The organism is Undibacterium sp. RuTC16W (genome assembly GCF_049339445.1).
Taxonomy (GTDB): Bacteria; Pseudomonadota; Gammaproteobacteria; order Burkholderiales; family Burkholderiaceae_D; genus Undibacterium.
The window spans coordinates 90,149-112,771 of record NZ_JBMPPE010000011.1 but is presented as its reverse complement, the minus strand read 5'-3'; the positions used below and the strand labels follow the sequence as shown (position 1 = coordinate 112,771).

The following is a 22,623-nucleotide window of genomic DNA, read 5'->3' as shown; positions in this document are numbered from 1 at the left end:
GAGGCGAGCATCATTACCATCACGCTACGCTAACCAGCGGGGATGCTGTGACTGGTAGAAGTGTGACTACGCCGCGACGTTTTCATCAACTCGCTAAACGGTTTTTAGGTTTCTTATGAGCGATAATAAATTACTCCCTTTGCGTCAAAGAATTGACGCCATCGATACACAAATTCTGTCTTTATTAAATGAGCGTGCTCGTGTTGCGGAAGAGGTCGGTCATGTCAAGGCCGAGACCAATGCACCGGTATTTCGCCCGGAACGTGAAGCGCAGGTTCTGCGTAGTGTCGCTGAGCGCAATCCGGGGCCGTTAGCGAGTCAGGATATCCAATTGATTTTCCGCGAAATCATGTCCGCTTGCCGTGCGCTGGAGCGTCGTGTCGTGGTGGCTTTTCTGGGGCCGGTCGGTACCTTCAGTGAGCAGGCGGTGTACCAGCAATTTGGACATGCAATTCAGGCTTTGCCATGCGTGTCGATTGATGAAGTGTTCCGTGCAACCGAGGCAGGCACCGCCGATTTTGGCGTGGTGCCGATAGAAAATTCAACTGAAGGCGCGATTAACCGCACTCTCGATTTGTTATTGCAAACCAGTCTCGCCATTAGCGGCGAACTCGCGATTGCGGTACAGCATAGTCTGATGACCAAGACCGGTAATATGGATGGCGTGACGCGGATTTGCGCGCACTCACAAGCTTTGGCGCAATGTCAGGCCTGGCTGAATCAGCATTATCCGCATATCGAACGACAAGCGATGGCATCTAATGCCGAAGCCGCACGCATGGCCAGTGGCGACGCTACGATGGCTGCTATCGCCAGTGAAATCGCCGGTCAGCAATATCAGCTCGGTGTGGTCAGTGCGCATATTCAGGATGATCCGCATAACCGCACCCGCTTTGCCGTGATCGGGCGTCTGCATACAACGCCAAGCGGTAAGGACCAGACCTCTCTGGTGCTGGCGGTGCCGAATAAAGCCGGTGCGGTATACAACCTGTTAGCGCCTTTGTCCAAGCACGGCGTTTCGATGACACGCTTCGAATCACGCCCGGCACGCACCGGCAACTGGGAATACTATTTTTACGTCGATGTAGAAGGCCATGTGCTGGACGATAAAGTTGCCAGGGCGATGTCGGACTTGAATGACAATGCCGCATTTTTCAAAATACTGGGCTCTTATCCTTGCACGATTTAACGCGTAGAAAATACATTGAACTTGCTATCCGCAACGTAGATGCGCCTTTCAAGTCAAAAATGCTTTGAAACCCGCACCGATATTGCGTGATGTAATTAAAAATATCATTTGTTTTGTCAATCCAGCCAGACGCTGGACAATTTTTGGAGTTGCTATGTCTATACAATTTGGTCCTGAATTTGGCCCCGCCTATGTTCGCGCAATTGCCCCTTACCAAGGCGGCAAACCTATCTCTGAAGTCGCGCGTGAATTTGGTCTGGACGAATCAAAAATCGTCAAGCTGGCATCAAATGAAAACCCGCTCGGCGTACCGCAATCTGCACAGGCAGCGATGCTCAAAGCGGCGGCTGATCTGGGACGTTATCCTGATGCGAATGGCTTTGAATTAAAAGCTGCGATCATGGCGAAATACCATGTGCCGCAGGACTGGATTACCTTAGGTAACGGCAGTAACGACATACTGGAATTAGCTGCGCATTCTTTTGTTGAGCCAGGGCAGTCGGTCGTGTTTGCGCAGTATTCATTTGCCGTGTATCCATTGGTAACGCAAGCGGTTGGAGGGCGTGCGATTGTGGTCGCAGCAAAAGATTTTGGTCATGATCTGGCCGCAATGGCGGCGGCGATTACTGCAGATACTAGATTGGTCTTCATTGCAAATCCTAATAATCCGACAGGCACCTTTTTGCCAGCGGCGGAGATTGAGGCCTTCCTGAAAGAAGTGCCTGCGGATGTCGTAGTGGTGCTAGATGAGGCGTATAACGAATTCCTCGCCGCCGACTTGCAATATGACTCGATCGCCTGGGTCAGACAGTTCCCTAACTTGCTGGTATCGCGCACCATGTCCAAGGCGTATGGCCTGGCTGGTTTGCGTATCGGTTTTGGGATCGCGCAGCCTGGCATCACGGATTTACTGAATCGTGTACGCCAACCGTTTAATGTTAATTCCATGGCACAAGCCGCTGCGATTGCTGCCTTGAATGACGCAGAGTTTTTGCAAAAAAGTGCGAAGCTGAATGCGGATGGATATGCGCAACTGACTACGGCTTTTAAAGAACTGAATCTGGCATTCGTTCCTTCTTTCGGTAACTTTGTTTTAGTCAAAGTCGGTGACGAAGACAGTGCTGGCGCGCGTATTAATCTCGAACTTTTGAAGCGCGGCATTATCGTGCGTCCGGTTGGTAACTACGGTTTGCCACAATTCCTGCGCATCTCCATTGGTTTACCGGAGGAAAATGCCGTGTTCATCTCTGCTTTAAAAGAAATACTGGCTGCCTGATCGCTGGATATTTGTGAGATTGATGATGGCTAATGACAAGCGATGATGAGTAACGATAAGTTGAAACCGACAGCGCAGCAGCCGATCCAACACCAGCTGAAACGGGTCGCTATTTTCGGCGTTGGCCTGATAGGCGGCTCATTTGCTCTGGCCTTAAAAAAGGCGGGAGTCGTTGAGCATGTGGTTGGCGTCGGCCGCAGTCTGGCCTCGTTGCAACGCGCGCAGCAACTTGGCATCATCGATGAGATTGCGGATTCTGCTGCCGCTGCGGTACGTGACGCCGATCTGGTGCTGATCGCCGCGCCAGTCGCACAGACGGCGACAATTTTGTCGTCGATTCAGCCGTATTTGCAGCCCGACACCGTCGTTACTGATGCGGGGAGTACCAAGTCCGATGTAGTCGAGGCGGCGAGGCTGGTGATGGGCGATCAGCTTGCGCAATTCGTTCCCGCGCATCCGATTGCGGGACGTGAACAAAACGGTCCCGATGCGGCATTAGTCGATTTGTATGTGGGAAAAAAAGCCGTTATCACGCGCTTGCCGGAGAATACGGATGAGGCAGTCGCCAGAGTCGCGTACGCGTGGCAGCAATGCGGTGCGATCATTCATTATCTGAGTCCGGCTGAGCATGACGCGGTGTTTGCCTCGGTCAGTCATTTGCCGCATTTGCTGGCGTATGCTCTGGTGGATGATATTGCGCGCAAACCGCATGCGGACACCTTGTTTCAATATGCTGCCAGCGGCTTTCGTGACTTTACCCGGATTGCCGGTTCGTCGCCGGAAATGTGGCGAGATATTACGCTGGCAAACCGTAGTGCAATGTTGCAGGAGTTGGACTCTTACACTGCGCGACTGGCGATTCTGCGTGAGCATCTGGTGAATGCCGATGCGACTGGTATTGAATCCATTTATAGTCATGCGCAGGCAGCGCGCCATAACTGGATCACGGCAATAGAAGCTGCCGAGAAGCAGAACAAGGAGGGTGGGGACTGAGCTTGATTATAGCAATGCAGTCATGCGTTGAAATAAATACTCCCCCATTTTTTACTTAAAATATGCTTAATCCCGCAACAATGATACGGACTATAAAAATATACTGATAGGAGTATGTACTTCTCTTAGTATGATGAGTGCATAACAAGCGCGCAATGAATGTGCATGCATATCCGTTCCAACCTTATTTAGTCGATATAAACCATCCGCATGAGCCAACAAGCCAAACACTATCCGCACTACCTCGATTTACATCCTGTGATGCAGGCGCAAGGCACGGTGCGTTTGCCGGGCTCTAAGAGTATTTCTAACCGGACTTTGTTGCTGGCGGCGCTGGCACAAGGAACGACGCAAATTCTTGAGTTGCTGGCGTCTGACGATACCCTGGTCATGCTGAATGCCTTGCAAAAATTAGGCGTGCAGTGGACGCAGGACGGCGCGACGCAGAACTACACGGTCACGGGAGCCGACGGCGTGTTGCCGCAGCATCAGGCCGATTTATTTATGGGAAATGCGGGTACCGCGATTCGCCCGCTGGTCGCTGCTCTCGCGGTGATCGGTGGCGATTACACCTTGCACGGCGTGTCGCGTATGCACGAGCGTCCGATCGGTGATCTGGTTGATGCCTTAAATCAAGTTGGTGCGCAGATTGACTACACCGGCAATCCCGGCTTCCCGCCGCTGCACATTCGTCGCGGTCATATTCATGCCCATCGTTTGCAGGTCAAAGGCAATGTTTCCAGCCAGTTCTTGACGGCATTGCTGATGGCCGCGCCGCTGATGGCGCGTGACCATGATGTGACGATTGAAGTGATTGGCGAGTTGATTTCTAAACCGTATATCGAAATTACCTTGAACCTGATGCAGCGTTTTGGTGTCATGGTGCAGCGCGATGGCTGGCAGGCATTTACGATTGCGACGGGGCAGCGTTATGTATCGCCGCAGACGATTCATGTCGAAGGTGATGCGTCGTCGGCGTCTTATTTCCTGGCTGCCGGTGCCATTGCTGGCGGGCCGGTGCGGGTTGAAGGCGTGGGGCTGAACAGCATCCAGGGCGACGTACGTTTTGCCGAAGCCCTAGAGAAAATGGGTGCGACAATCACCCGTGGCGACAACTGGATAGAAGCCCGGTCGAATGGCGCGCTGCAAGCGATTGATATGGATTTTAACCATATTCCTGATGCGGCAATGACGATTGCGGTTGCCGCTTTATATGCCAATGGCACAACGACCTTGCGCAATATCGCCAGCTGGCGCGTTAAGGAGACGGATCGTATCACTGCCATGGCGACAGAATTGCGTAAGCTGGGGGCGATTGTCGAAGAGGGTGCTGATTATATGACCGTCACACCACCTACCGAGATCCACCCTGCTACTATTGATACCTACGACGATCACCGCATGGCCATGTGTTTTTCTCTGGCCACTCTGGATGGTGCTGCACGCCGCGGTGCTGCAATGCGTATCAATGATCCTAAATGCGTGGCGAAAACCTTCCCTGATTATTTCGATGCGTTTGCCAAAATCAACCATAAGGAATTGTTTTGAGTATGCCGACTGTGCCAGTCATTACGATCGATGGGCCTACTGCCTCAGGTAAGGGTACGGTAGCGCATCGCGTCGCTAAGCAATTGGGTTTTCATTACCTCGATTCCGGTGCTTTGTATCGCCTGACGGCCTTATCGGCACAGCAAAATCACATTGCGCTCGATGATGAAGCGAGGCTGGCTGAGCTGGCAAGAGTGTTGCCTTGTCGTTTTGTGCATGGTCATGTGTTGCTGGATGAGCAAGATGTGACCGATGTCGTGCGGGCGGAAGCAATCGGTGTTGCTGCCTCCAAGATCGCGGTATTGCCTGAGGTCCGCAAGGCGCTGGTTGACCTGCAAGTGGCGTTTCGCTACCCCCCGGGACTGGTGGCGGATGGGCGTGATATGGGAACAGTGATCTTCCCCGATGCCACTCAAAAAATTTATCTTACGGCAAGTGTTGAGGCGCGTGCGTCAAGAAGATATAAGCAATTGATTGAAAAGGGTTTTTCTGCTAATATGGAAGACTTGGTAAAAGATTTGACGGAGCGTGATGCGAGAGACAGTGCCCGCACTGCGGCGCCGCTCAAGCCCGCACCAGGGGCGTATATCCTCGATACCTCAGCAATGGGAGTCGAGCAGGCGGTGCAGATCGTGCTGGATTTATACGCTGAAGCAAGCCGGTAATTCAATAACGTCACTGGAAAAAATGTCAGTGAAAATGTGGTCAGTCGGCGGTAAATTAATTTGTCAATTTGTGCATTCAATTGATTTCCGGTGCATCAGTCTTCTGGAAATCAATGCTGAAGTGCCTGTGCTGATGCAAAGTCAGTGCGGGTTTGTTTAACCTAACCCAGTGTACACAGCGTTTTTGCCGTGTTCTGGATAACTCGAGTACCTTATGTCTACTGTTTTTATGTCCCAAGATTTTGCTACCGGTGCAGATAGCTTCGCAGCTTTATTCGAAGAATCCCTGTCACGCCAGGATATGCGTTCCGGTGAAGTAATCTCTGCTGAAGTCGTTCGTATCGACCACAACTTCGTGATCGTGAACGCTGGCCTCAAATCTGAAGCCTTTATTCCTGTTGAAGAATTCAAAAACGACCAGGGCGAACTGGAAGTTAACATCGGCGATTTCGTTTCCGTAGCGATTGATTCGCTGGAAAACGGTTTCGGCGATACAATTTTGTCCCGTGACAAAGCTAAACGTCTGGCCTCATGGCTCGCGCTCGAAAAAGCGCTGGAGTCTGGCGAGATGGTTATCGGTACTGTCAATGGCAAAGTCAAAGGTGGCTTGACTGTTCTGACGAACGGCATCCGCGCTTTCTTGCCAGGTTCTTTGGTTGATACACGCCCAGTTAAGGATACAACTCCTTACGAAGGCAAAACCATGGAATTCAAAGTTATCAAGCTCGACCGTAAGCGTAATAACGTTGTGCTGTCCCGCCGCGCTGTTGTTGAAGCGTCCATGGGCGAAGAGCGTCAAAAACTGATGGAAACCCTGAAAGAAGGCACAGTGGTTACCGGTATTGTCAAAAATATCACTGACTACGGCGCGTTCGTGGATCTGGGCGGTATCGACGGTCTGTTACATATCACTGATCTGGCATGGCGTCGTGTACGTCACCCTTCCGAGGTGTTGACAGTTGGTCAGGAAATCACTGCAAAAGTATTGAAATTCGACCAAGAGAAAAACCGTGTTTCCCTGGGCGTAAAACAACTGGGCGACGACCCATGGACAGGTTTGTCCCGTCGTTACCCAGCGAACACACGTCTGTTCGGTAAAGTAACAAACCTGACCGACTACGGCGCGTTCGTTGAAGTCGAACAAGGTATTGAAGGTCTGGTTCACGTTTCCGAAATGGACTGGACGAACAAAAACGTTGCACCAAACAAAGTTGTTCAGTTGGGCGACGAAGTTGAAGTCATGGTTCTGGAAATCGACGAAGAACGTCGTCGTATCAGCCTGGGCATGAAACAGTGCAAAGCCAATCCTTGGGATGATTTCGCGATCAACCACAAGAAAGGTGACAAAGTTCGCGGCGCGATCAAGTCCATCACTGACTTCGGCGTATTTATCGGCTTGTCCGGTAACATCGACGGTCTGGTGCATTTGTCCGATCTGTCCTGGAACGAAACAGGCGAGGAAGCAGTTCGTCGCTTCAAGAAAGGTGATGAACTGGAAGCCATCGTGTTGGCAATTGATGTTGAACGTGAACGCGTTTCTCTGGGCGTTAAGCAATTGGAAGGCGACCCATTCAACAACTACTGCGCAATGAACGACAAAGGCGCAATCGTGACTGGTACAGTGAAATCTGTTGAAGCTAAAGGCGCAGTCATCCAGTTGGCTGATGATGTTGAAGGCTACTTGCGTGCTTCCGAAATCTCCCGCGATCGCGTGGAAGATGCCGGTACACACCTGAAAGTTGGCGACAGCGTTGAAGCATTGGTGTTGAACATCGACCGCAAAGCTCGTGGTATCCAGTTGTCTATCAAAGCAAAAGATAGCGCTGAAACACAAGAAGCAATGCAAAAAATGACAACTGACTCCAATGCAGCTTCCGGCACTACAAGCCTGGGCGCATTGTTGAAAGCTAAGCTCGACAACAAAAACTAAGCATCAATTAAGACGCTGAGTTTTAGATGACAAAGTCTGAGTTGATTGGTCGCCTGGCTGAGCGATATCCACAACTGGTAGCAAAGGATGTGGATGTCGCAGTCAAGACCATATTGGATGCAATGTCAGATGCGCTGGCAACAGGGCATCGCATTGAGATCCGTGGTTTTGGCAGCTTTGCCTTGAATAGTCGGCCTCCACGCATTGGACGTAATCCCAAGTCTGGTGACAAAGTGATGGTGCCTGAAAAACGGGTGCCGCATTTCAAACCAGGTAAGGAATTGCGTGAACGTGTGGATGCAATGGTAGGGCAACCGATACAAGACGATTAGTTTAGTCGTCAGTTCGGCGGCCTGACACTTAAAAAGTATGCAAAAAAGTGAAAACGGTATATCGGCTTGACCGATATACCGTTTTTTTTCACGTACAATTCCGTATGAGTTTATAGATGCCACCATGCATGCTTCAGAGCTTGTCGCTCTACTCTGTGTTACGGTGTCAATAACTCCATAAGAGCTACTTAGGATACTGTTATGAAAATCATTTCTCGCATCATTACTTTGATCTTATTCATCATCTTTTTTGGTTTCGCGATGAAGAACGATCAAATTGTTACCTTGCAATATTTTTTGGGATATCAGCAATCCGCACCTCTGGTTATACTGTTACTCGCCTTTTTTTTGTGCGGCGGTATTCTTGGTGCATTGGCGATGGTTCCTATGGTTTTTCGTCACAAACGTGATATTTCTAAGCATAAAAAAACTATCGCAGAAATTGAAAAAGAAAGACTTGCAGCACAACGTGCAAGCACCGAAGCGCCCCAGCCTGATGGCATTCGAAATATCTGATCACCATATAAGCGAAAATAAAAATGGAATTTGATATTTGGTGGTTGCTGGGCATCCCTCTGTTTTTTTCCCTGGGCTGGATTGCTGCACGCGTCGATATTCGTCAACTGATTTCCGAATCGCGCAGCCTGCCGCGTGGCTATTTCAAAGGATTGAATTTTCTCCTTAATGATCAGCATGACAAAGCGATCGATGCCTTCATCGAAATCGTTAAACTGGACCCTGAGACAGTGGAATTACATTTCGCGCTCGGTAATTTGTTTCGCCGTCGCGGTGAAACTGAACGTGCAATTCGCGTACATCAAAATCTCTTATCTCGCCCCGATTTGCCGCTAGATCAACAGACCCAGGCGATGTTTGAACTTGGTCAGGATTATCTGAAAGCAGGCCTGTTAGACCGTGCCGAAGAAACGTTTAATCAGCTGGTTGCCGGACAATACGCCATTCAGGCGAGGCGCGCGCTACTAGAAATTTATCAGCGTGAAAAAGAATGGGCGAGGGCGATCGAGGCGGCGTATGCCTTGCAAGAATCTGGTGCCGGCGGGCGGCAAAAAGAAATCGCACAGTTTTACTGCGAAATGGCACAGGATGAATTGGTACATACACATCCAGATGCCGCATTGGCGATGCTAGAAAAAGCGTTGGCCGCTGATCGCCATAATGTACGTGCAGCGATCCTGATGGGTGATGTCCATCTGGCAAACGGCGAAGTCGAAAAAGCCTTGCTTGCTTGGCGTCGTGTCGAGCAGCAAAGTGTTCCTCATGTTGCACTTGTCGCACAACGGTTGATGGATGGTTATCGTAAGTTGGACCGGCCGCAAGAAGGTTTGAATTTACTTAAAGGCTATCTGGCAGAAGCGTCCTCTATTGATTTATTGGAGGTCGTCTTTAAAGCGACTTTGGAGCTGGATACGGTTGATGCAGCGAACCAATTAGTTAGTGACGAATTACGCCGCACGCCAACCTTATTAGGTCTGGATAAGTTGCTCGATGCGCGTCTGATGGTAGCGCCGCCGGAAGTCAGGCCTGAACTGTCTTTAGTCAAAAATCTGGTGCATGGCTATGCACAAAAACTTGCACGTTATCAGTGTTCTCATTGCGGTTTTAAAGCACGCCAATTTTATTGGCAATGTCCAGGGTGCAGTCGTTGGGAAACGTATCCACCGCGCCGTACCGAAGAATTAAATGTAATGAATTGAGTTTTTGTACTCATAAAGAATAACGTAAAAATTATCTAGGGATTGTGATCACAACATGAAAATTACAATTATTGGTACGGGTTATGTAGGGCTGGTCACCGGTGCTTGTCTGGCTGAATTGGGTAATGACGTATTTTGCCTTGACGTCGATCAACGCAAAATCGACATCTTGAATAACGGTGGTATTCCTATTCATGAGCCGGGTCTGGAAGAACTTGTCGCACGTAACCGTGCTGCCGGACGCATCCAGTTTTCAACCGATGTTGCCGCTAGTGTCGCCCATGGCGATGTCCAGTTCATCGCGGTGGGTACTCCGCCGGATGAAGACGGATCCGCTGACTTGCAATATGTATTGGCCGCGGCACGTAATATTGGCAAATACATGACGGGTTTTAAAGTCATCGTCGATAAATCAACGGTGCCGGTCGGTACCGCGGATAAAGTGTCTGCTGCGGTCAAAGCAGAATTGTCTGCGCGTAATTCAGAGGGACAATTTTCGGTTGTTTCTAATCCGGAATTTTTGAAAGAGGGCGCTGCGGTAGAAGATTTCATGCGTCCTGACCGGATTGTGATTGGCTGTGACGATACACCGCAAGGCAGTATCGCGCATTCGCAAATGAAGAAACTGTATGCGCCTTTCAATCGTAATCACGAACGTACTTTCTGGATGGACGTGCGCTCTGCGGAGTTCACCAAATATGCCGCGAACGCAATGCTGGCAACGCGGATTTCGTTCATGAATGAGTTAGCGAATCTGGCAGATCATGTCGGTGCTGATATTGAGGCAGTAAGGCATGGTATTGGTTCGGATCCACGTATCGGACATAGTTTTTTATATGCCGGTTGTGGTTATGGAGGTTCTTGTTTTCCCAAAGACGTACAGGCTTTAGAGCGTACTGCACAGGATTATGGTCTGGACTTATTAGTCTTGCAGGCAGTTGAGGCTGTCAATGAACAGCAAAAACTGGTGCTTGGTAAAAAAATTGTGAAGCGCTTCGGCGATGATTTGCGCGGTAAGCATTTTGCGATCTGGGGTCTGGCGTTTAAACCGAATACGGATGATATGCGCGCTGCATCGTCACGTGTTCTGCTTGGCGAACTATTGCGTAAAGGCGCCAGCGTTGCAGTGTACGATCCAGTCTCTATGCCGGAGGCAAAGCGTGTATTTGCACTGGACTTCGCAGATAGTCCGGCATTACTGGAAAAAATCCGTTTCGCCAGCAACCCTATGGATGCCCTGAACCAGGCGGATGCTTTGGCCATCGTCACTGAGTGGAAGGCATTCCGCAGCCCCGATTTTGATAAAGTGAAATCCTTGTTGAATCATCCGGTGATTTTTGATGGACGTAACTTATTCGAGCCAGCGGTCATGACCGAAATCGGTATTGAATACCATGGCATCGGCCGCTCTGTCCTGACACGCACATGATCCGTATGCTTGAATCAAAACGTATTCTGGTCGCTGGCGATGTCATGCTGGACCGCTATTGGTTCGGTGAGGTCAATCGCATTTCTCCGGAAGCGCCGGTACCGATCGTTCGGATAGAAAAGCGTGAAGAACGTCTCGGCGGTGCTGCTAACGTCGCACGCAATGCCGCCGCATTGGGTTTGCACGCTGGCTTGCTGGGTGTGATCGGTGATGATGAGGCGGGTAATAGCGTCGAGCAATTGCTGGGGCAATCGGGCATTGATAGTTATTTAAGCCGTGATAAGGCGATCTCTACCATCATCAAGCTGCGCGTCATTGGACGGCAGCAGCAATTGTTACGCATTGATTTTGAAGAAAAACCGACCGAGCACGTTTTACAAGACAAACTGTCGCGTTTCAATGCACTCATTTCTGAGTATGATTTAATCGTCTTATCCGATTATGCAAAAGGCAGTTTGGTGAATGTTGTGGCGATGATTGCAGCGGCTAATGCAGTGGGCAAACCTGTGCTGGTGGATCCGAAGGGAAGTGATTTTGCGCGTTACGCAGGAGCAACCATGCTGACGCCAAATAAGTCAGAATTGCGTCAGGTTATTGGCGACTGGACTAGTGAGGGTGAGTTGACAGAAAAAGCGCAAGCCCTCCGTCACCAATTATCTTTAGATGCTTTATTGCTGACTCGCTCAGAAGAGGGGATGAGCCTCTACACAGAACATGATGTCACTCACGTGCCAGCGATGGCGAGAGAAGTCTATGATGTCTCGGGTGCGGGAGACACCGTCATTGCGACGATGGCAGCAAGCCTGGCTTCCGGCATGAGCATGAAAGATGCGGTGATGTTAGCAAATCGTGCGGGCGGTATCGTCGTTGGTAAGCTCGGTACTGCCACCGTATCCAAGGAAGAATTATTTGCCACAACATAACTCACTTTGTTAATCAAAGTTAATTTACTGTTAATATTGTTGTCGCTGTCAACCTGTGCATCCTCAGGTCGTTAATTGAAACAGAACGAGGTGGTATTTCGGTCTGATCTTATAAATCAATTCGACAGCGTCAATAATGAACGCAGTTCAATTCAACTTAATTGGGAGTGCTTATATGTTCAAGAAATTTCTTTTGGCTATCGCCGCAATGATTGTCACGATGGGTTTCGCTTTTGCGGACGTCGATGTGAATAAAGGTGATCAGGCCGCATTGGATGGCATTAAAGGTATCGGGCCAGCAAAATCTAAAGCAATTATCGAAGAACGTACCAAAGGCGGAAATTTCAAAGATTGGGCTGATTTTGAAAAGCGTGTTAAGGGTATCGGTGAAAAGAGCGCAGTCAAGTTGTCCGCTGCAGGTTTGACGGTCAATGGCCAGCCTAAAGCAGGCGCAGAGGCAAAGCCAGCAGAAAAACCGGCAAAACCAGCTAAGGCTGATAAAGCTGAGAAAGCTGAGAAAGCTGCTAGTGCATCCGCAGCTGCATCAACGCCTGCCGCTGCGTCAGCTACCGCTTCCACCGCCAAAGCGTCTGCCAAAGCATCCGCATCTAAGTAAGAAGTATCCGGCTGTATCTGCTGAAAAGTCAGAATCAAACAACCCTTGGGTATGGAAATACTCAGGGGTTTTTTATTTACACGTAAATTGATCGCACCTTGATTGGGAACCAAGCAGTAAGGCGCTACAGCGTTTAAAATGATGTTTTAAATTTCACACCAACGATCACCATGCCTTATTTGACCATAGAAGATACGATAGGAAATACTCCGCTTGTGATGCTGCAAAGAATTCCCAGCGAGGAAATTAAGCGTCGCAACAATATTATCTTAGGCAAATTAGAGGGCAATAATCCTGCTGGGTCGGTGAAAGACAGGCCTGCATTGTCCATGATCAAGCACGCCGAATTGCGTGGCCGTATCAAGCCCGGTGATACTCTGATTGAGGCAACTAGCGGCAATACCGGAATTGCGTTGGCCATGGCGGCGGCTATGCGTGGTTATAAGATGGTGTTGTTGATGCCTGAAAATTTAAGTATAGAGCGCCGTCAAAGTATGGCCGCTTATGGAGCGCAGATTGTATTGACTCCTAAAACGGGTGGTATGGAGTATGCCCGTGATCTGGCAGAGCAAATGCAAAAGGAAGGCAAGGGAGTGATCCTTGATCAGTTCGCGAATCCAGATAATCCGTTGGCGCATTATGAAACCACTGGCCCTGAAATCTGGCGTGATACAGAAGGTCGCATCACGCATTTTGTAAGTGCGATGGGAACTACAGGAACGATCATGGGAGTATCCGCTTATTTGAAAGAGCAAAATCCTGAAATTCGTATTGTCGGTGCGCAACCGGAAGAAGGTTCACAGATTCCCGGTATCCGAAAATGGCCAGAAGCGTATTTGCCAAAAATCTATGATAAGGCAAGAGTCGATCAGGAAGAGTCAGTCAGTCAGTCAGATGCTGAACACATGGCACGTCGTATGGCTGCGGAGGAGGGTATTTTTTGCGGTATCTCTGCAGCAGGTGCCTGTGAAGTGGCATTACGTATTGCGCATACAGTAGAAAACGCAACGATCGTATTTATTGTTTGCGATCGTGGCGATCGTTATTTGTCTACAGGTGTATTTCCTGCCTGAAATAGTATTGCGGATTGAAATGGCACCTCACAATACGTTTTAGGTACAAAAATGCCGTAAATGTACTCAGATACATTTACGGCATTCTCAATTAATTTAGTGTCTGACGACAAAATTTTTGTCGAAATTTTTTAGCTATTCGCCGCAGCTTCTTTTGGTTTGAATTGTTTGTCGCTGATACGGAATTTCGCACGACGGTCACCCATCAATTCACGCAAATCTTTAATGCTGACATCGCTGATTTCGTGCATGCGAATCAACAGGGATGCGCCAACTGGCAGACGGCGGTGACGGATTTTACTGATTACTGGCGGAGCTACTTCCAAGGCCCTGGACAAAGCGGCATCATTTTTTAAATGCAATTGTTTAATCAATGTGTCCAACAAATTATTTGGATCGTAGTCGATTTCATCGGATTCAAGCTGTGTCAGATTTGCCATAATTACCTCGCTATTTAGCTTATTGATTCAAAAAAACATTGCTTCAATAAAAGATTAATCAAACGGTAATATTGTATCTTTAAAATAGATTTTTCTTGCCAGAAGAATAGCAAAACATTGTTAAATCTCTTGACACATTGCTTTCTGATAACGTAAATGTATCATTAGATAATATTAATGTAGTTTAAGTCATACTATTTAGCAATATTAATCGGTGAAAATATCATTCAGGCGTGGAAAATTCTGCATGGCAACTTTTAGCTAATTCCGGTGATTTTTGTCGTAATTCGCCTTATTTTGTACGCGCAGCGGCAATGACTTTACCCAAATCAATCACCGACATGGCATAAAAATAGCTACGGTTATACTGAGTAATGGTAAAAAAATTCTCAGTAGCAAGCCAGTATTCTGTTGGTTCATTTCCGTTTTGCAAATCGATCAAACCATAGAGCAAGTTGTCTGCTGCATCGTGGCTGGCGGTTGTCGCCACCGGGCGTAACTCGTCAAGCTTATAGTTCGCCCGTAATCCCTGACCTAATATCGAACTGAGTTTGTTTGCATCTTGTTCATTGTCCGGATTAATCATCAGGGTAGCCGGAAATGCCGTCGGTAAATTTTTCTTCCAGCCATGCATGGACAAATAGTGCGCCACACTGCCAATGGCATCGGTTGGCGATGCCAGTAAATCAATTTGCCCATCGCCATCAAAATCGACAGCAAATTTTCTGATGCTGCTAGGCATGAATTGCGACCAGCCTATTGCGCCCGCATAAGACCCTTTGAACTGGAACGGGTCGAGACGCGATTCTCTCGCCATCAACAGCATGTTCTCTAATTCCCCGCGGAAAAATTCCATACGAGTTACGCGTGTTGGCGTATCAGGATAAGCAAACGCCAACGTTGTGAGTGCATCCATCACACGGAAATTGCCGGTATTTTTACCAAATACCGTTTCTACACCGATCAGGCCGACAATGATTTCCGCAGGAACGCCGTATTGGTTTTCTGCACGGTTCAGTGCGTCTGCGTATTTATCCCAAAATGCGATACCGGCATTGATACGATATGCGTCGACAAAGCGGGCGCGATAGGCTTTCCAGTTTTTGGGTTTGCCAGCAGGCGCAGGTTTCATGAGCTGAATTGCTGATTCTACGTACCGGATCTGATCAAATGTCGCAGTCAGTTCGGCTTTATCAAAGCCATGTTTTGCTACCATCTGATCAATAAATTCTGCAACTTCTTTCCACTGCGCAAAGTGTGCGAATTCTGCACTCTCTTCCTGTTTGGAAGGCATTTTTGTTGTTGTCGCAGAACTCGTTTTTTTCACCGCTGCTGTCGCATAGGGCGCGCTTGTTAAGGCGATGATGAGTAATGCAATGAGGCCGATATAGTTGGTCAGAGAATGAGTTTGTGCAGATAGTTTGAGCATGGAAATCAATAGGTCAGCGATATTGCTTAAGTAAAGTTTTTAAACGAGAAACGAGGATAGCAGATGGTAACTCGGCTTTGCCATATTTTGCTGCTGTATATAGATTCAGAAAAGCTTCTACCGTACCGTAATTATTCTTTGGCATGATCGTTTTTAGCCGCAGCAAATATGCCTGAGGTCCTTCATGAGGCGCTTTATGCCATCCCTTGAACTCCAGTTTTTTACATAACGCAAGATAAACGCTGTCCAGCGGTGATAGTTGCGTACGGTAGCGCATTAACGGTAACGCATACAGCGCCATCAACAGAGCACTAATGGCGAAAAATAACATTGTCATTTTCGGCCAATCTAAATCTCCCAAGCCAAGAGAGCGCATGAAGTCGAGTTGCTTCGCCTGGTTGTAATTCAGAACCCATTGATTCCAGGAGTTATTAACGGCATCCCATTGCATGCGTAATCCGGTCAACAGGGAGTTGTTACTAAGAGCGTTACTGATAGCACCTGTGATGCCGTTGCGAGGGATAGCATCATTTAAACTTAACATAACCCGATTTGGTGCTACGGCAGCAGTCGGGTCTACTCTTATCCAGCCTTTACCTTTTAGCCAGACTTCGGCCCAGGCGTGAGCATCTGATTGCCTGACCTCCATATAACCGTCAACAATATTCATATCGCCGCCCTGATACCCGGTCACGACTCGCGCCGGAATATCGATGGCACGCATTAGAACGACAAATGCGCTTGCATAATGTTCACAAAATCCTTCGCGTGATTTAAACAAAAAATCATCAATGCTATTCGCACCTAATAACGTAGGCTCTAATGTATAAACAAAATTCTCATCGCGAAAATAGTTAAGCACAGCCTTGATGACGCTTTCGTCATCTTGAAATTTTTGTCTGAGATCCGCTGCAAATGCTAGTGTTCGCGGATTGAATCCCGCTGGTAGTTCGACTTCAGGAATCAGATCTGCCAGTTCAGATTCCGCTTGCCATTGATAGGCAGGATAGGATCTCACCTCATAGCGCAGCCGACTATGGATTGCTTGGGATGCCGTCATTTCTTTGAGCTGATTGAGATTGCTACCAAGGTCTGTCAGGCTTGCGGGTTCGGCAGGCATGTCCAGCGCCATAAGCCAGCGCTGGTTGTTTGGCTCCATGATGATTTCTTGGTGTATCGGCTTGTCAGAAAATGCGATGACGTTTTTAGAGGTGGAGGCATTATTACTTAGCGGTATATCGCTATGCGTCCAGTTCCTCCCGTCAAAGTGAGTGAGCACGATGCCGCGCCAGTACAGCAGATTTTTAGGTGGTGCTTTGAATGGCGAAAAATCTGGAAATTTGACTCTGAACGCAATGTCTTCCGAAAGAGCAAGTTTGCTGATATTTCCCGGCGCCATCGAGTCTGATAATCCGGTATGTCCACTTTGTGCATCACCGGGTAATTTCCACAAAGGCCCTTGAATCCTGGGCACCAGATAGAACGCGACAACAGTCAACGGAATCGCGAGACCTAGAATCGACAAGCCTAATTTTAATCTTTGCCACAACGACGGTACTACGCCCGTATAGTGAAAGGACAATTGCGCCGTGAGTAAAGCGGCTAAGGCACACAATGACATCGCGGCGGTGCCGATCGTTTGGGCGTCAAAAAAATGCGTCAATAGCAAAAAATAACCCAAATAGATGACGACAAATAAATCCCGCTTGGCATGCATTTCTAATAGTTTACAGACTAGCAGCATCATCAACATGGTTACGCCGACTTCTTTACCGAAGAACGTGCGGAATTGCCAGAACACCGCGCACATCATCATGCTGGCAATCGGTACCAGCACCCATGATGGTGGCAGGCGGCGTCCGGTCAGCGTCACCCAGACTCGCCATGCAAACAGCCCCAGACAACTCGCCGATACCCACCATGCTGCGTGTAAAGTATGTGGCAGCAGCACCAGTAAACAGGCGAACATCAGTAGCAAGGTATCGGCCTTATCACGCGCCAGTGGCAGCTTGCGCCAACTGGTATGCATGGAGGCGATCCCATTTTCACTTTGCATGTTCGGGGTTGATTGGTTCATGAGTGACGCGTATCGGTGAGTTCGTGCAAGGCAAGGGCACGCAGACAATCCTGGCGATGTGCCTGACCGGTCGTGACGGGATAATCTATATTTCCAAGCCGAAATCCATATGGCAACGCCGTTGCATCTGCCTCAAGTACCCAGCTCGTCATTCTGGCGAGCTTTAATTCTAAGTCCATTGATCTTGGTAAGCTGGCAAAATCGAGAATGATATCGCTGGCGGAGCCGCCCGAAAATTGCTTTGTCACGAGTTGACCGCCCGACTCCAGATCAAGTTTGGCTATTTGTTTCCATGCTAGATGTTTCATGGGGTCACCGGTCTGGTAGGCGCGCACACCCGAAAAATCCTCATCTCCGGCATGGCCTTGACCGTCATTTTTTTCGTTACCTTGTTGTGGCAAGGGTGGCGCATTTTGTTCCGGTCGAGGATAGACTAATACCTGCGCATCAGGTAACCACGTGCTCCAGGCTCTCAATAAACCTAATGGAAACCAGGTTTGCAAACGTACTCTGGGGATAGACATGTAACCGCGCTCCGCTGTCGGGTAACTCAGTGTGACACTCGTGCGGCTCTCCTGTGCGACGTCGATTGCATGATCTGTCGCCCCTTTTTGAGAAAAACCTATCCAGATCGCATAACGCTGACGTTTGCGCCGGTTGATGATGTACAGGATGAATTGCGCATCCTCACCTGCAAATACGGGCTGTGCACTGCCAGCAAGCAAGTGCAGGTAGGCGAGGTTTAAAAAAGCAAAATATGCATTGATCATGCCACACGCAACCAGCACAAAAGTCAGTGCAAAACCCAGGCTAAGATTGTAGTTGGTGGAGGCAATGAATAAAACAATCATGAGTAAGCAAAACATCCATCCAGCTTTGCTAGGCAGCGTAAACACACGTCGTTGCTTGAGCAGTACCTCACCGCTCTCTGGTTTGTGTTCAAGAAAAACCAGTCGACGAAAGCGTGCGCGTATAGAGGTCAGCATAGATGGGCAATAATGACGATGGTCGTCCGTTGGCTGTTATTGGGCTATCGTTACACTGCGATACGCAACATCAGTTGCTGGAGCAATTCGCTGCTCGCATTGGTTTTGCCGCTCACAGATTTGAGTGGCCGCAAGCGATGGGCAATTACTGGTATCAGTACTGCCTGAACATCCTCAGGAATTACATGATCACGTCCCTCCAGGGCCGCCCAGGCACGGGCAGCTTGTAATAGTGCAATTGCAGCACGCGGGCTCATCCCGTCGGCAAACGTATCGCCCTGGCGAGTTGCATGCGCCAGAGACTGCACATAGTCAATCAGCGATGGTGAGGTGTGAATATGACGCAATAACTTTTGCGCTTCGACTAATTCCTCTGCTCGCATCACTGCCGGCAGGTTTTGCAACAGGGTCCGGCGATCTTCGCCCATCAGCAACGCACGCTCTGCCGCAGCGTCTGGGTAGCCGAGTGACAGGCACATCAAAAAGCGATCGAGCTGCGATTCTGGTAAAGCAAATGTGCCGACTTGGTGCGTAGGATTTTGTGTGGCGATCACAAAGAAGGGGGAGGGGAGTGGGCGCGTTTTACCTTCTACACTGACCTGGCGCTCCTCCATTGCCTCTAATAATGCCGATTGAGTTTTTGGTGTGGCACGATTGATTTCATCAGCGAGCAATACCTGGGTGAATACCGGACCAGGATGAAAAATAAACTGACTTTTTTCTCTGTCAAAAATCGAAATGCCCACTACGTCTGCTGGCAAAAGATCACTGGTAAATTGCAAGCGATTAAACTGCAAACCCAGAGAAATCGCTAAAGCATGTGCCAGCGTAGTTTTGCCCACACCAGGTACATCCTCGACCAGCAAGTGACCGCCAGCGAGCAGGCAGACTAAGGCCTGACGTATTTGCTGGTCTTTGCCAATAATGACTTGATTAACTTGTTTTGCGACAGCGTGAACTTTAGAAAACATAGTGGGCCTGTTAGGTCAGTCGGAGAAAGCATGCAAGGAGAAGCCGCTTAGTGTAAACCGAATCAAGGCGTTCTGTATTTTTGACACGCCAACATAAGCGCATATCAGTATCAGAAACCGTGTCAAAGCCAGAGGTAATTTGCAAAAAACATTAAATAGGGTGACACTTCTCCATGGAGACGTACTAATTTACCTAGGACACGCACAAATTCGCCAGACACCTGAATAGACGTTTGATGAGAGGCGCCAGTCCTGTTACGACAGCACACTAATGACAACCGCGTTTTATACCCACGCTGACTGCAAACGCCACGAGATGGGTTCATGGCATCCAGAATCACCCGAACGCCTGCAAGCGATTGAGGATCAGTTGATTGCAAGCCGTATCGACAGTTTGCTGGAATTTCGAGAGGCGCCAGTCGCTGATGAAAAAGATCTGGCAAGAGTGCATACGCAGGATGCCATTTATCGTATCCGTGAGAACTGCCCTGGGATCAATTCTGAATGCCAGCATTTTCCGCTTGATGCGGACACCCTGCTCAACGCTTACACCTGGCGTGCTGCGCTGCGTGCAGCGGGCGCAGCAATCGCGGCCACAGATGCGGTGATCGCCGGTGAATTAGACAATGCATTTTGTTCGGTCCGGCCACCCGGACATCATGCGACCCCGCGTGAAGCCATGGGCTTTTGTATGTTCAATAATGTTGCGGTCGCCGCCAAACATGCGATGGAAGTACATGGGCTTCAGCGTGTCGTCATTGTCGATTTTGATGTTCACCACGGTAATGGCACGGAGGAGGCTTTTCGTGATGATCCGAGGGTACTCATGGTGAGTTTTTTTCAGCACCCTTTTTATCCCTATACTGGCACAGATCGTCCTGCTGCCAACATGATTAATTTACCGATTCCAGCGCATAGCTACGGTGATGTTGTGCGTCAGGCCATTACCGAAAAATGGCTTCCGGCTTTACATCAGCATCAACCTGAGATGATTTTTATTTCAGCAGGATTTGATGCGCATAAGGAAGACGATATGGGGCAGATGGGCTTAGTCGAAGCGGATTACAGCTGGATTACTCGTCAGATCATGACGATTGCAAGACAGTACTCAAGAGGCAGGATAGTGAGCTGTCTTGAAGGGGGCTATAACTTGTCTGCACTCGGCCGCAGCGTTGTTGCACATATTAAAGTGTTAGCGGAATTAGATTGAGATGGTGTCAAAATGCGATTTTTGTATTGTTTATGATGAAAGACTTTGCAAGCCTCTCCTTGCTTGTGTAGAGTAAGTCACATTCAACTGCATTGAAGACCCTTGAAAGGAAGACGAATGGCAAGACCAGAGAAAGTCCGGTTAGGGGAAATTTTGCTGCAACAGAAGCTGATGTCGGAAGAGCAGCTTCAAATAGCATTGACTGAGCAAAAACGTAGCGGCAGAAAGCTCGGTAAAGTGTTTGTAGAAAATGGCTTTGTCACCGAAGAGCAAATCTCCGGCGCACTGGCGAAGCAACTCAATATCCAGTATATCAATCTGAAGCAATACAATCTCAGTCCCGGTGTTGTGAAGCTGCTGCCTGAGATTCAGGCCCGCCGATTCAGGGCGCTCGTTCTGGAGAATCAAGGAAGTGCAATACTGGTCGGCATGGCCGATCCTACCGATCTGTTTGCGTATGACGAAATCACCCGTATCGTCAAATCTCCAATTCTGTTAGCTGTTGTCAACGAAACAGAGCTACTGCAAACAATTGATCAGGTGTATCGGCGTACCGATGAAATATCCGGCTTGGCCAAAGAGCTGGAGCAAGAACTTGGTGACACCAATATCGATTTTGGCATGCTCAGCGTCACGCCGGGGATGGAAGACGCTCCGGTCGTCAAACTACTGCAATCAGTTTTTGATGATGCAACTCAGATACGTGCCTCAGACATTCATATAGAACCTCAGGAAAAACGGTTGCAAATACGTTTCCGGATTGACGGTGTCTTACATCTGCAAACTGAAACCGATATTAAAATCGCTCCGTCCATGGTGCTGCGCTTGAAGTTGATGTCCGATATGGACATCTCAGAAAAACGCATACCGCAAGATGGCCGTTTTGTAATCAAGGTAAGGCAGCAACAGATTGATGTCCGTATTTCCACGATGCCGACTCAATACGGTGAATCAGTCGTCATGCGGCTACTGAATCAAAGTGGCGGTACGCTAAATCTGGAACGCATCGGCATGCCTAAGCATATGCTGGCAAGATTTCGTTCTATCATTAACCGGCCTAATGGCCTGGTATTGGTCACCGGTCCTACCGGTAGCGGCAAAACGACGACACTATACGGCGCCTTATCTGAATTAAATACTGAGGGACGTAAGCTGATTACGGTCGAAGACCCGGTTGAATATCGCCTTGCAGGCATCAATCAGGTGCAGGTAAATGAGAAGATTGAGCTCAGTTTTGCAAGGGTATTGCGTGCCAGCTTGCGTCAGGATCCTGATGTGTTACTGGTCGGCGAAATGCGCGATCAGGAAACAGCACAAATCGGTATGCGTGCTGCGATGACGGGTCATTTGGTATTGTCTACTTTGCATACGAATGACGCCGTCAGCACGCCGATACGTTTGATGGATATGGGTGTGCCACGTTTTATGGTCGGCAGTTCTTTGCAGGCAGTCTTGGCGCAAAGGCTGGTCAGGGTCATCTGTGAAAGTTGTAATGAGCCGACACCGCTCAGCGCTACCGAGAGGGAGTGGCTAAAGCAAGAACTTCGTGAGAATGTGGATGCATACGCCTACCATAAAGGTCGTGGTTGCAGTCATTGTAATGGCACAGGATACCGTGGCCGGGTTGGCGTGTACGAATTACTTGAGGTCACCCAAGCCGTAGCGGACGCGGCAAATCACGCTGATCCGGCAAGCTTCATTAAAATTGGCCAGCAGCAGATGGCAGGACATACTTTGCGTAAGCATGCGGTAGATTTGGCTATTGCCGGTAAAACGACGATTGCTGAGGCAATGCGCATCAGTAATCAACTAGAGGAATAA

At 48.9% G+C, this 22,623-nt stretch carries 20 protein-coding genes; 15 read left to right on the top strand and 5 right to left on the bottom strand.

Features of this window, described 5'->3' with window-relative positions:
* The first annotated feature begins 115 nt into the window (after window positions 1-115).
* The 13 genes from pheA to cysM all read left to right on the top strand — a co-directional run bounded on the left by pheA (window position 116) and on the right by cysM (window position 13,689).
* Complete coding sequence (pheA, locus tag ACO0K4_RS17975) at window positions 116-1,189, top strand: prephenate dehydratase (RefSeq protein WP_422958053.1); 1,074 nt, start codon at window positions 116-118, stop codon at window positions 1,187-1,189.
* Window positions 1,190-1,343: 154 nt separating this feature from the next.
* Complete coding sequence (gene hisC / locus ACO0K4_RS17970) at window positions 1,344-2,465, top strand: histidinol-phosphate transaminase (RefSeq protein WP_422958052.1); 1,122 nt, start codon at window positions 1,344-1,346, stop codon at window positions 2,463-2,465.
* Window positions 2,466-2,507: 42 nt separating this feature from the next.
* Window positions 2,508-3,458 (top strand): prephenate dehydrogenase, encoded by a 951-nt coding sequence (locus ACO0K4_RS17965; protein ID WP_422958051.1) that lies wholly within the window; start codon window positions 2,508-2,510, stop codon window positions 3,456-3,458.
* A gap of 210 nt (window positions 3,459-3,668) precedes the next feature.
* Window positions 3,669-5,006, top strand: a complete 1,338-nt coding sequence (gene aroA, locus ACO0K4_RS17960; protein WP_422958050.1) for a 3-phosphoshikimate 1-carboxyvinyltransferase — start codon at window positions 3,669-3,671, stop codon at window positions 5,004-5,006.
* Window positions 5,003-5,671, top strand: coding sequence for a (d)CMP kinase (gene cmk / locus ACO0K4_RS17955; RefSeq protein WP_422958049.1), 669 nt, complete (start codon window positions 5,003-5,005; stop codon window positions 5,669-5,671). Before aroA ends, cmk begins: the two co-directional genes overlap by 4 nt.
* Window positions 5,672-5,885: 214 nt before the next feature.
* Entirely contained in the window at window positions 5,886-7,601 is a 1,716-nt protein-coding gene (gene rpsA / locus ACO0K4_RS17950) for a 30S ribosomal protein S1 (RefSeq protein ID WP_422958048.1), read from the top strand.
* Window positions 7,602-7,627: 26 nt separating this feature from the next.
* Window positions 7,628-7,933 (top strand): integration host factor subunit beta, encoded by a 306-nt coding sequence (locus ACO0K4_RS17945; protein WP_422958047.1) that lies wholly within the window; start codon window positions 7,628-7,630, stop codon window positions 7,931-7,933.
* 201 nt (window positions 7,934-8,134) lie between these two features.
* A complete protein-coding gene (locus tag ACO0K4_RS17940) occupies window positions 8,135-8,449 on the top strand; it encodes a LapA family protein (RefSeq protein WP_422958046.1) in 315 nt (104 codons plus the stop codon).
* A 23-nt stretch (window positions 8,450-8,472) separates the two neighbouring features.
* A complete protein-coding gene (gene lapB, locus ACO0K4_RS17935; RefSeq protein ID WP_422958045.1) occupies window positions 8,473-9,648 on the top strand; it encodes a lipopolysaccharide assembly protein LapB in 1,176 nt (391 codons plus the stop codon).
* Between the two features lie 55 nt (window positions 9,649-9,703).
* Window positions 9,704-11,077, top strand: a complete 1,374-nt coding sequence (locus ACO0K4_RS17930; protein WP_422958044.1) for a UDP-glucose dehydrogenase family protein — start codon at window positions 9,704-9,706, stop codon at window positions 11,075-11,077.
* A gap of 5 nt (window positions 11,078-11,082) precedes the next feature.
* A complete protein-coding gene (gene rfaE1, locus ACO0K4_RS17925; protein WP_422958043.1) occupies window positions 11,083-12,000 on the top strand; it encodes a D-glycero-beta-D-manno-heptose-7-phosphate kinase in 918 nt (305 codons plus the stop codon).
* Between the two features lie 175 nt (window positions 12,001-12,175).
* Entirely contained in the window at window positions 12,176-12,616 is a 441-nt protein-coding gene (locus tag ACO0K4_RS17920; RefSeq protein WP_422958042.1) for a helix-hairpin-helix domain-containing protein, read from the top strand.
* 170 nt (window positions 12,617-12,786) lie between these two features.
* On the top strand, window positions 12,787-13,689 hold the full coding sequence (gene cysM, locus ACO0K4_RS17915; protein WP_422958041.1) for a cysteine synthase CysM: 903 nt from the start codon (window positions 12,787-12,789) through the stop codon (window positions 13,687-13,689).
* Window positions 13,690-13,820: 131 nt separating this feature from the next.
* Here the strand turns inward: cysM and ACO0K4_RS17910 are convergent, their stop codons facing one another.
* From ACO0K4_RS17910 to ACO0K4_RS17890, 5 genes are all read right to left on the bottom strand, one after another.
* Window positions 13,821-14,129 carry a hypothetical protein gene (locus ACO0K4_RS17910; RefSeq protein WP_262835522.1) on the bottom strand — a complete coding sequence of 103 codons (309 nt, stop codon included), beginning with the start codon at window positions 14,127-14,129 and terminating at the stop codon, window positions 13,821-13,823.
* A 292-nt stretch (window positions 14,130-14,421) separates the two neighbouring features.
* Window positions 14,422-15,558: a lytic murein transglycosylase B gene (gene mltB / locus ACO0K4_RS17905; protein WP_422958040.1), complete on the bottom strand. Its 1,137-nt coding sequence runs from the start codon at window positions 15,556-15,558 to the stop codon at window positions 14,422-14,424.
* A 13-nt stretch (window positions 15,559-15,571) separates the two neighbouring features.
* Entirely contained in the window at window positions 15,572-17,635 is a 2,064-nt protein-coding gene (locus ACO0K4_RS17900) for a transglutaminase TgpA family protein (RefSeq protein WP_422958039.1), read from the bottom strand.
* Complete coding sequence (locus tag ACO0K4_RS17895; RefSeq protein ID WP_422958038.1) at window positions 17,632-18,621, bottom strand: DUF58 domain-containing protein; 990 nt, start codon at window positions 18,619-18,621, stop codon at window positions 17,632-17,634. Before ACO0K4_RS17895 ends, ACO0K4_RS17900 begins: the two co-directional genes overlap by 4 nt.
* Before the next feature lie 50 nt (window positions 18,622-18,671).
* On the bottom strand, window positions 18,672-19,592 hold the full coding sequence (locus ACO0K4_RS17890) for an AAA family ATPase (protein WP_422958037.1): 921 nt from the start codon (window positions 19,590-19,592) through the stop codon (window positions 18,672-18,674).
* Between the two features lie 271 nt (window positions 19,593-19,863).
* Between ACO0K4_RS17890 and ACO0K4_RS17885 the strand changes: the two genes are divergently transcribed.
* Both ACO0K4_RS17885 and ACO0K4_RS17880 read left to right on the top strand, forming a co-directional pair.
* Window positions 19,864-20,802 (top strand): histone deacetylase family protein, encoded by a 939-nt coding sequence (locus ACO0K4_RS17885; protein ID WP_422958036.1) that lies wholly within the window; start codon window positions 19,864-19,866, stop codon window positions 20,800-20,802.
* Between the two features lie 117 nt (window positions 20,803-20,919).
* Complete coding sequence (locus ACO0K4_RS17880) at window positions 20,920-22,623, top strand: GspE/PulE family protein (RefSeq protein WP_422958035.1); 1,704 nt, start codon at window positions 20,920-20,922, stop codon at window positions 22,621-22,623.

Bases quoted from the DNA above. Each gene is read 5' to 3' on its own strand.
- pheA (WP_422958053.1), top strand. From the start codon at position 116: ATGAGCGATAATAAATTACTCCCTTTGCGTCAAAGAATTGACGCCATC.
- hisC (WP_422958052.1), top strand. From the start codon at position 1,344: ATGTCTATACAATTTGGTCCTGAATTTGGCCCCGCCTATGTTCGCGCA.
- ACO0K4_RS17965 (WP_422958051.1), top strand. From the start codon at position 2,508: ATGATGAGTAACGATAAGTTGAAACCGACAGCGCAGCAGCCGATCCAA.
- aroA (WP_422958050.1), top strand. From the start codon at position 3,669: ATGAGCCAACAAGCCAAACACTATCCGCACTACCTCGATTTACATCCT.
- rpsA (WP_422958048.1), top strand. From the start codon at position 5,886: ATGTCTACTGTTTTTATGTCCCAAGATTTTGCTACCGGTGCAGATAGC.
- ACO0K4_RS17945 (WP_422958047.1), top strand. From the start codon at position 7,628: ATGACAAAGTCTGAGTTGATTGGTCGCCTGGCTGAGCGATATCCACAA.
- ACO0K4_RS17940 (WP_422958046.1), top strand. From the start codon at position 8,135: ATGAAAATCATTTCTCGCATCATTACTTTGATCTTATTCATCATCTTT.
- lapB (WP_422958045.1), top strand. From the start codon at position 8,473: ATGGAATTTGATATTTGGTGGTTGCTGGGCATCCCTCTGTTTTTTTCC.
- ACO0K4_RS17930 (WP_422958044.1), top strand. From the start codon at position 9,704: ATGAAAATTACAATTATTGGTACGGGTTATGTAGGGCTGGTCACCGGT.
- rfaE1 (WP_422958043.1), top strand. From the start codon at position 11,083: ATGCTTGAATCAAAACGTATTCTGGTCGCTGGCGATGTCATGCTGGAC.
- ACO0K4_RS17920 (WP_422958042.1), top strand. From the start codon at position 12,176: ATGTTCAAGAAATTTCTTTTGGCTATCGCCGCAATGATTGTCACGATG.
- cysM (WP_422958041.1), top strand. From the start codon at position 12,787: ATGCCTTATTTGACCATAGAAGATACGATAGGAAATACTCCGCTTGTG.
- ACO0K4_RS17910 (WP_262835522.1), bottom strand. From the start codon at position 14,129: ATGGCAAATCTGACACAGCTTGAATCCGATGAAATCGACTACGATCCA.
- mltB (WP_422958040.1), bottom strand. From the start codon at position 15,558: ATGCTCAAACTATCTGCACAAACTCATTCTCTGACCAACTATATCGGC.
- ACO0K4_RS17900 (WP_422958039.1), bottom strand. From the start codon at position 17,635: ATGAACCAATCAACCCCGAACATGCAAAGTGAAAATGGGATCGCCTCC.
- ACO0K4_RS17895 (WP_422958038.1), bottom strand. From the start codon at position 18,621: ATGCTGACCTCTATACGCGCACGCTTTCGTCGACTGGTTTTTCTTGAA.
- ACO0K4_RS17890 (WP_422958037.1), bottom strand. From the start codon at position 19,592: ATGTTTTCTAAAGTTCACGCTGTCGCAAAACAAGTTAATCAAGTCATT.
- ACO0K4_RS17885 (WP_422958036.1), top strand. From the start codon at position 19,864: ATGACAACCGCGTTTTATACCCACGCTGACTGCAAACGCCACGAGATG.
- ACO0K4_RS17880 (WP_422958035.1), top strand. From the start codon at position 20,920: ATGGCAAGACCAGAGAAAGTCCGGTTAGGGGAAATTTTGCTGCAACAG.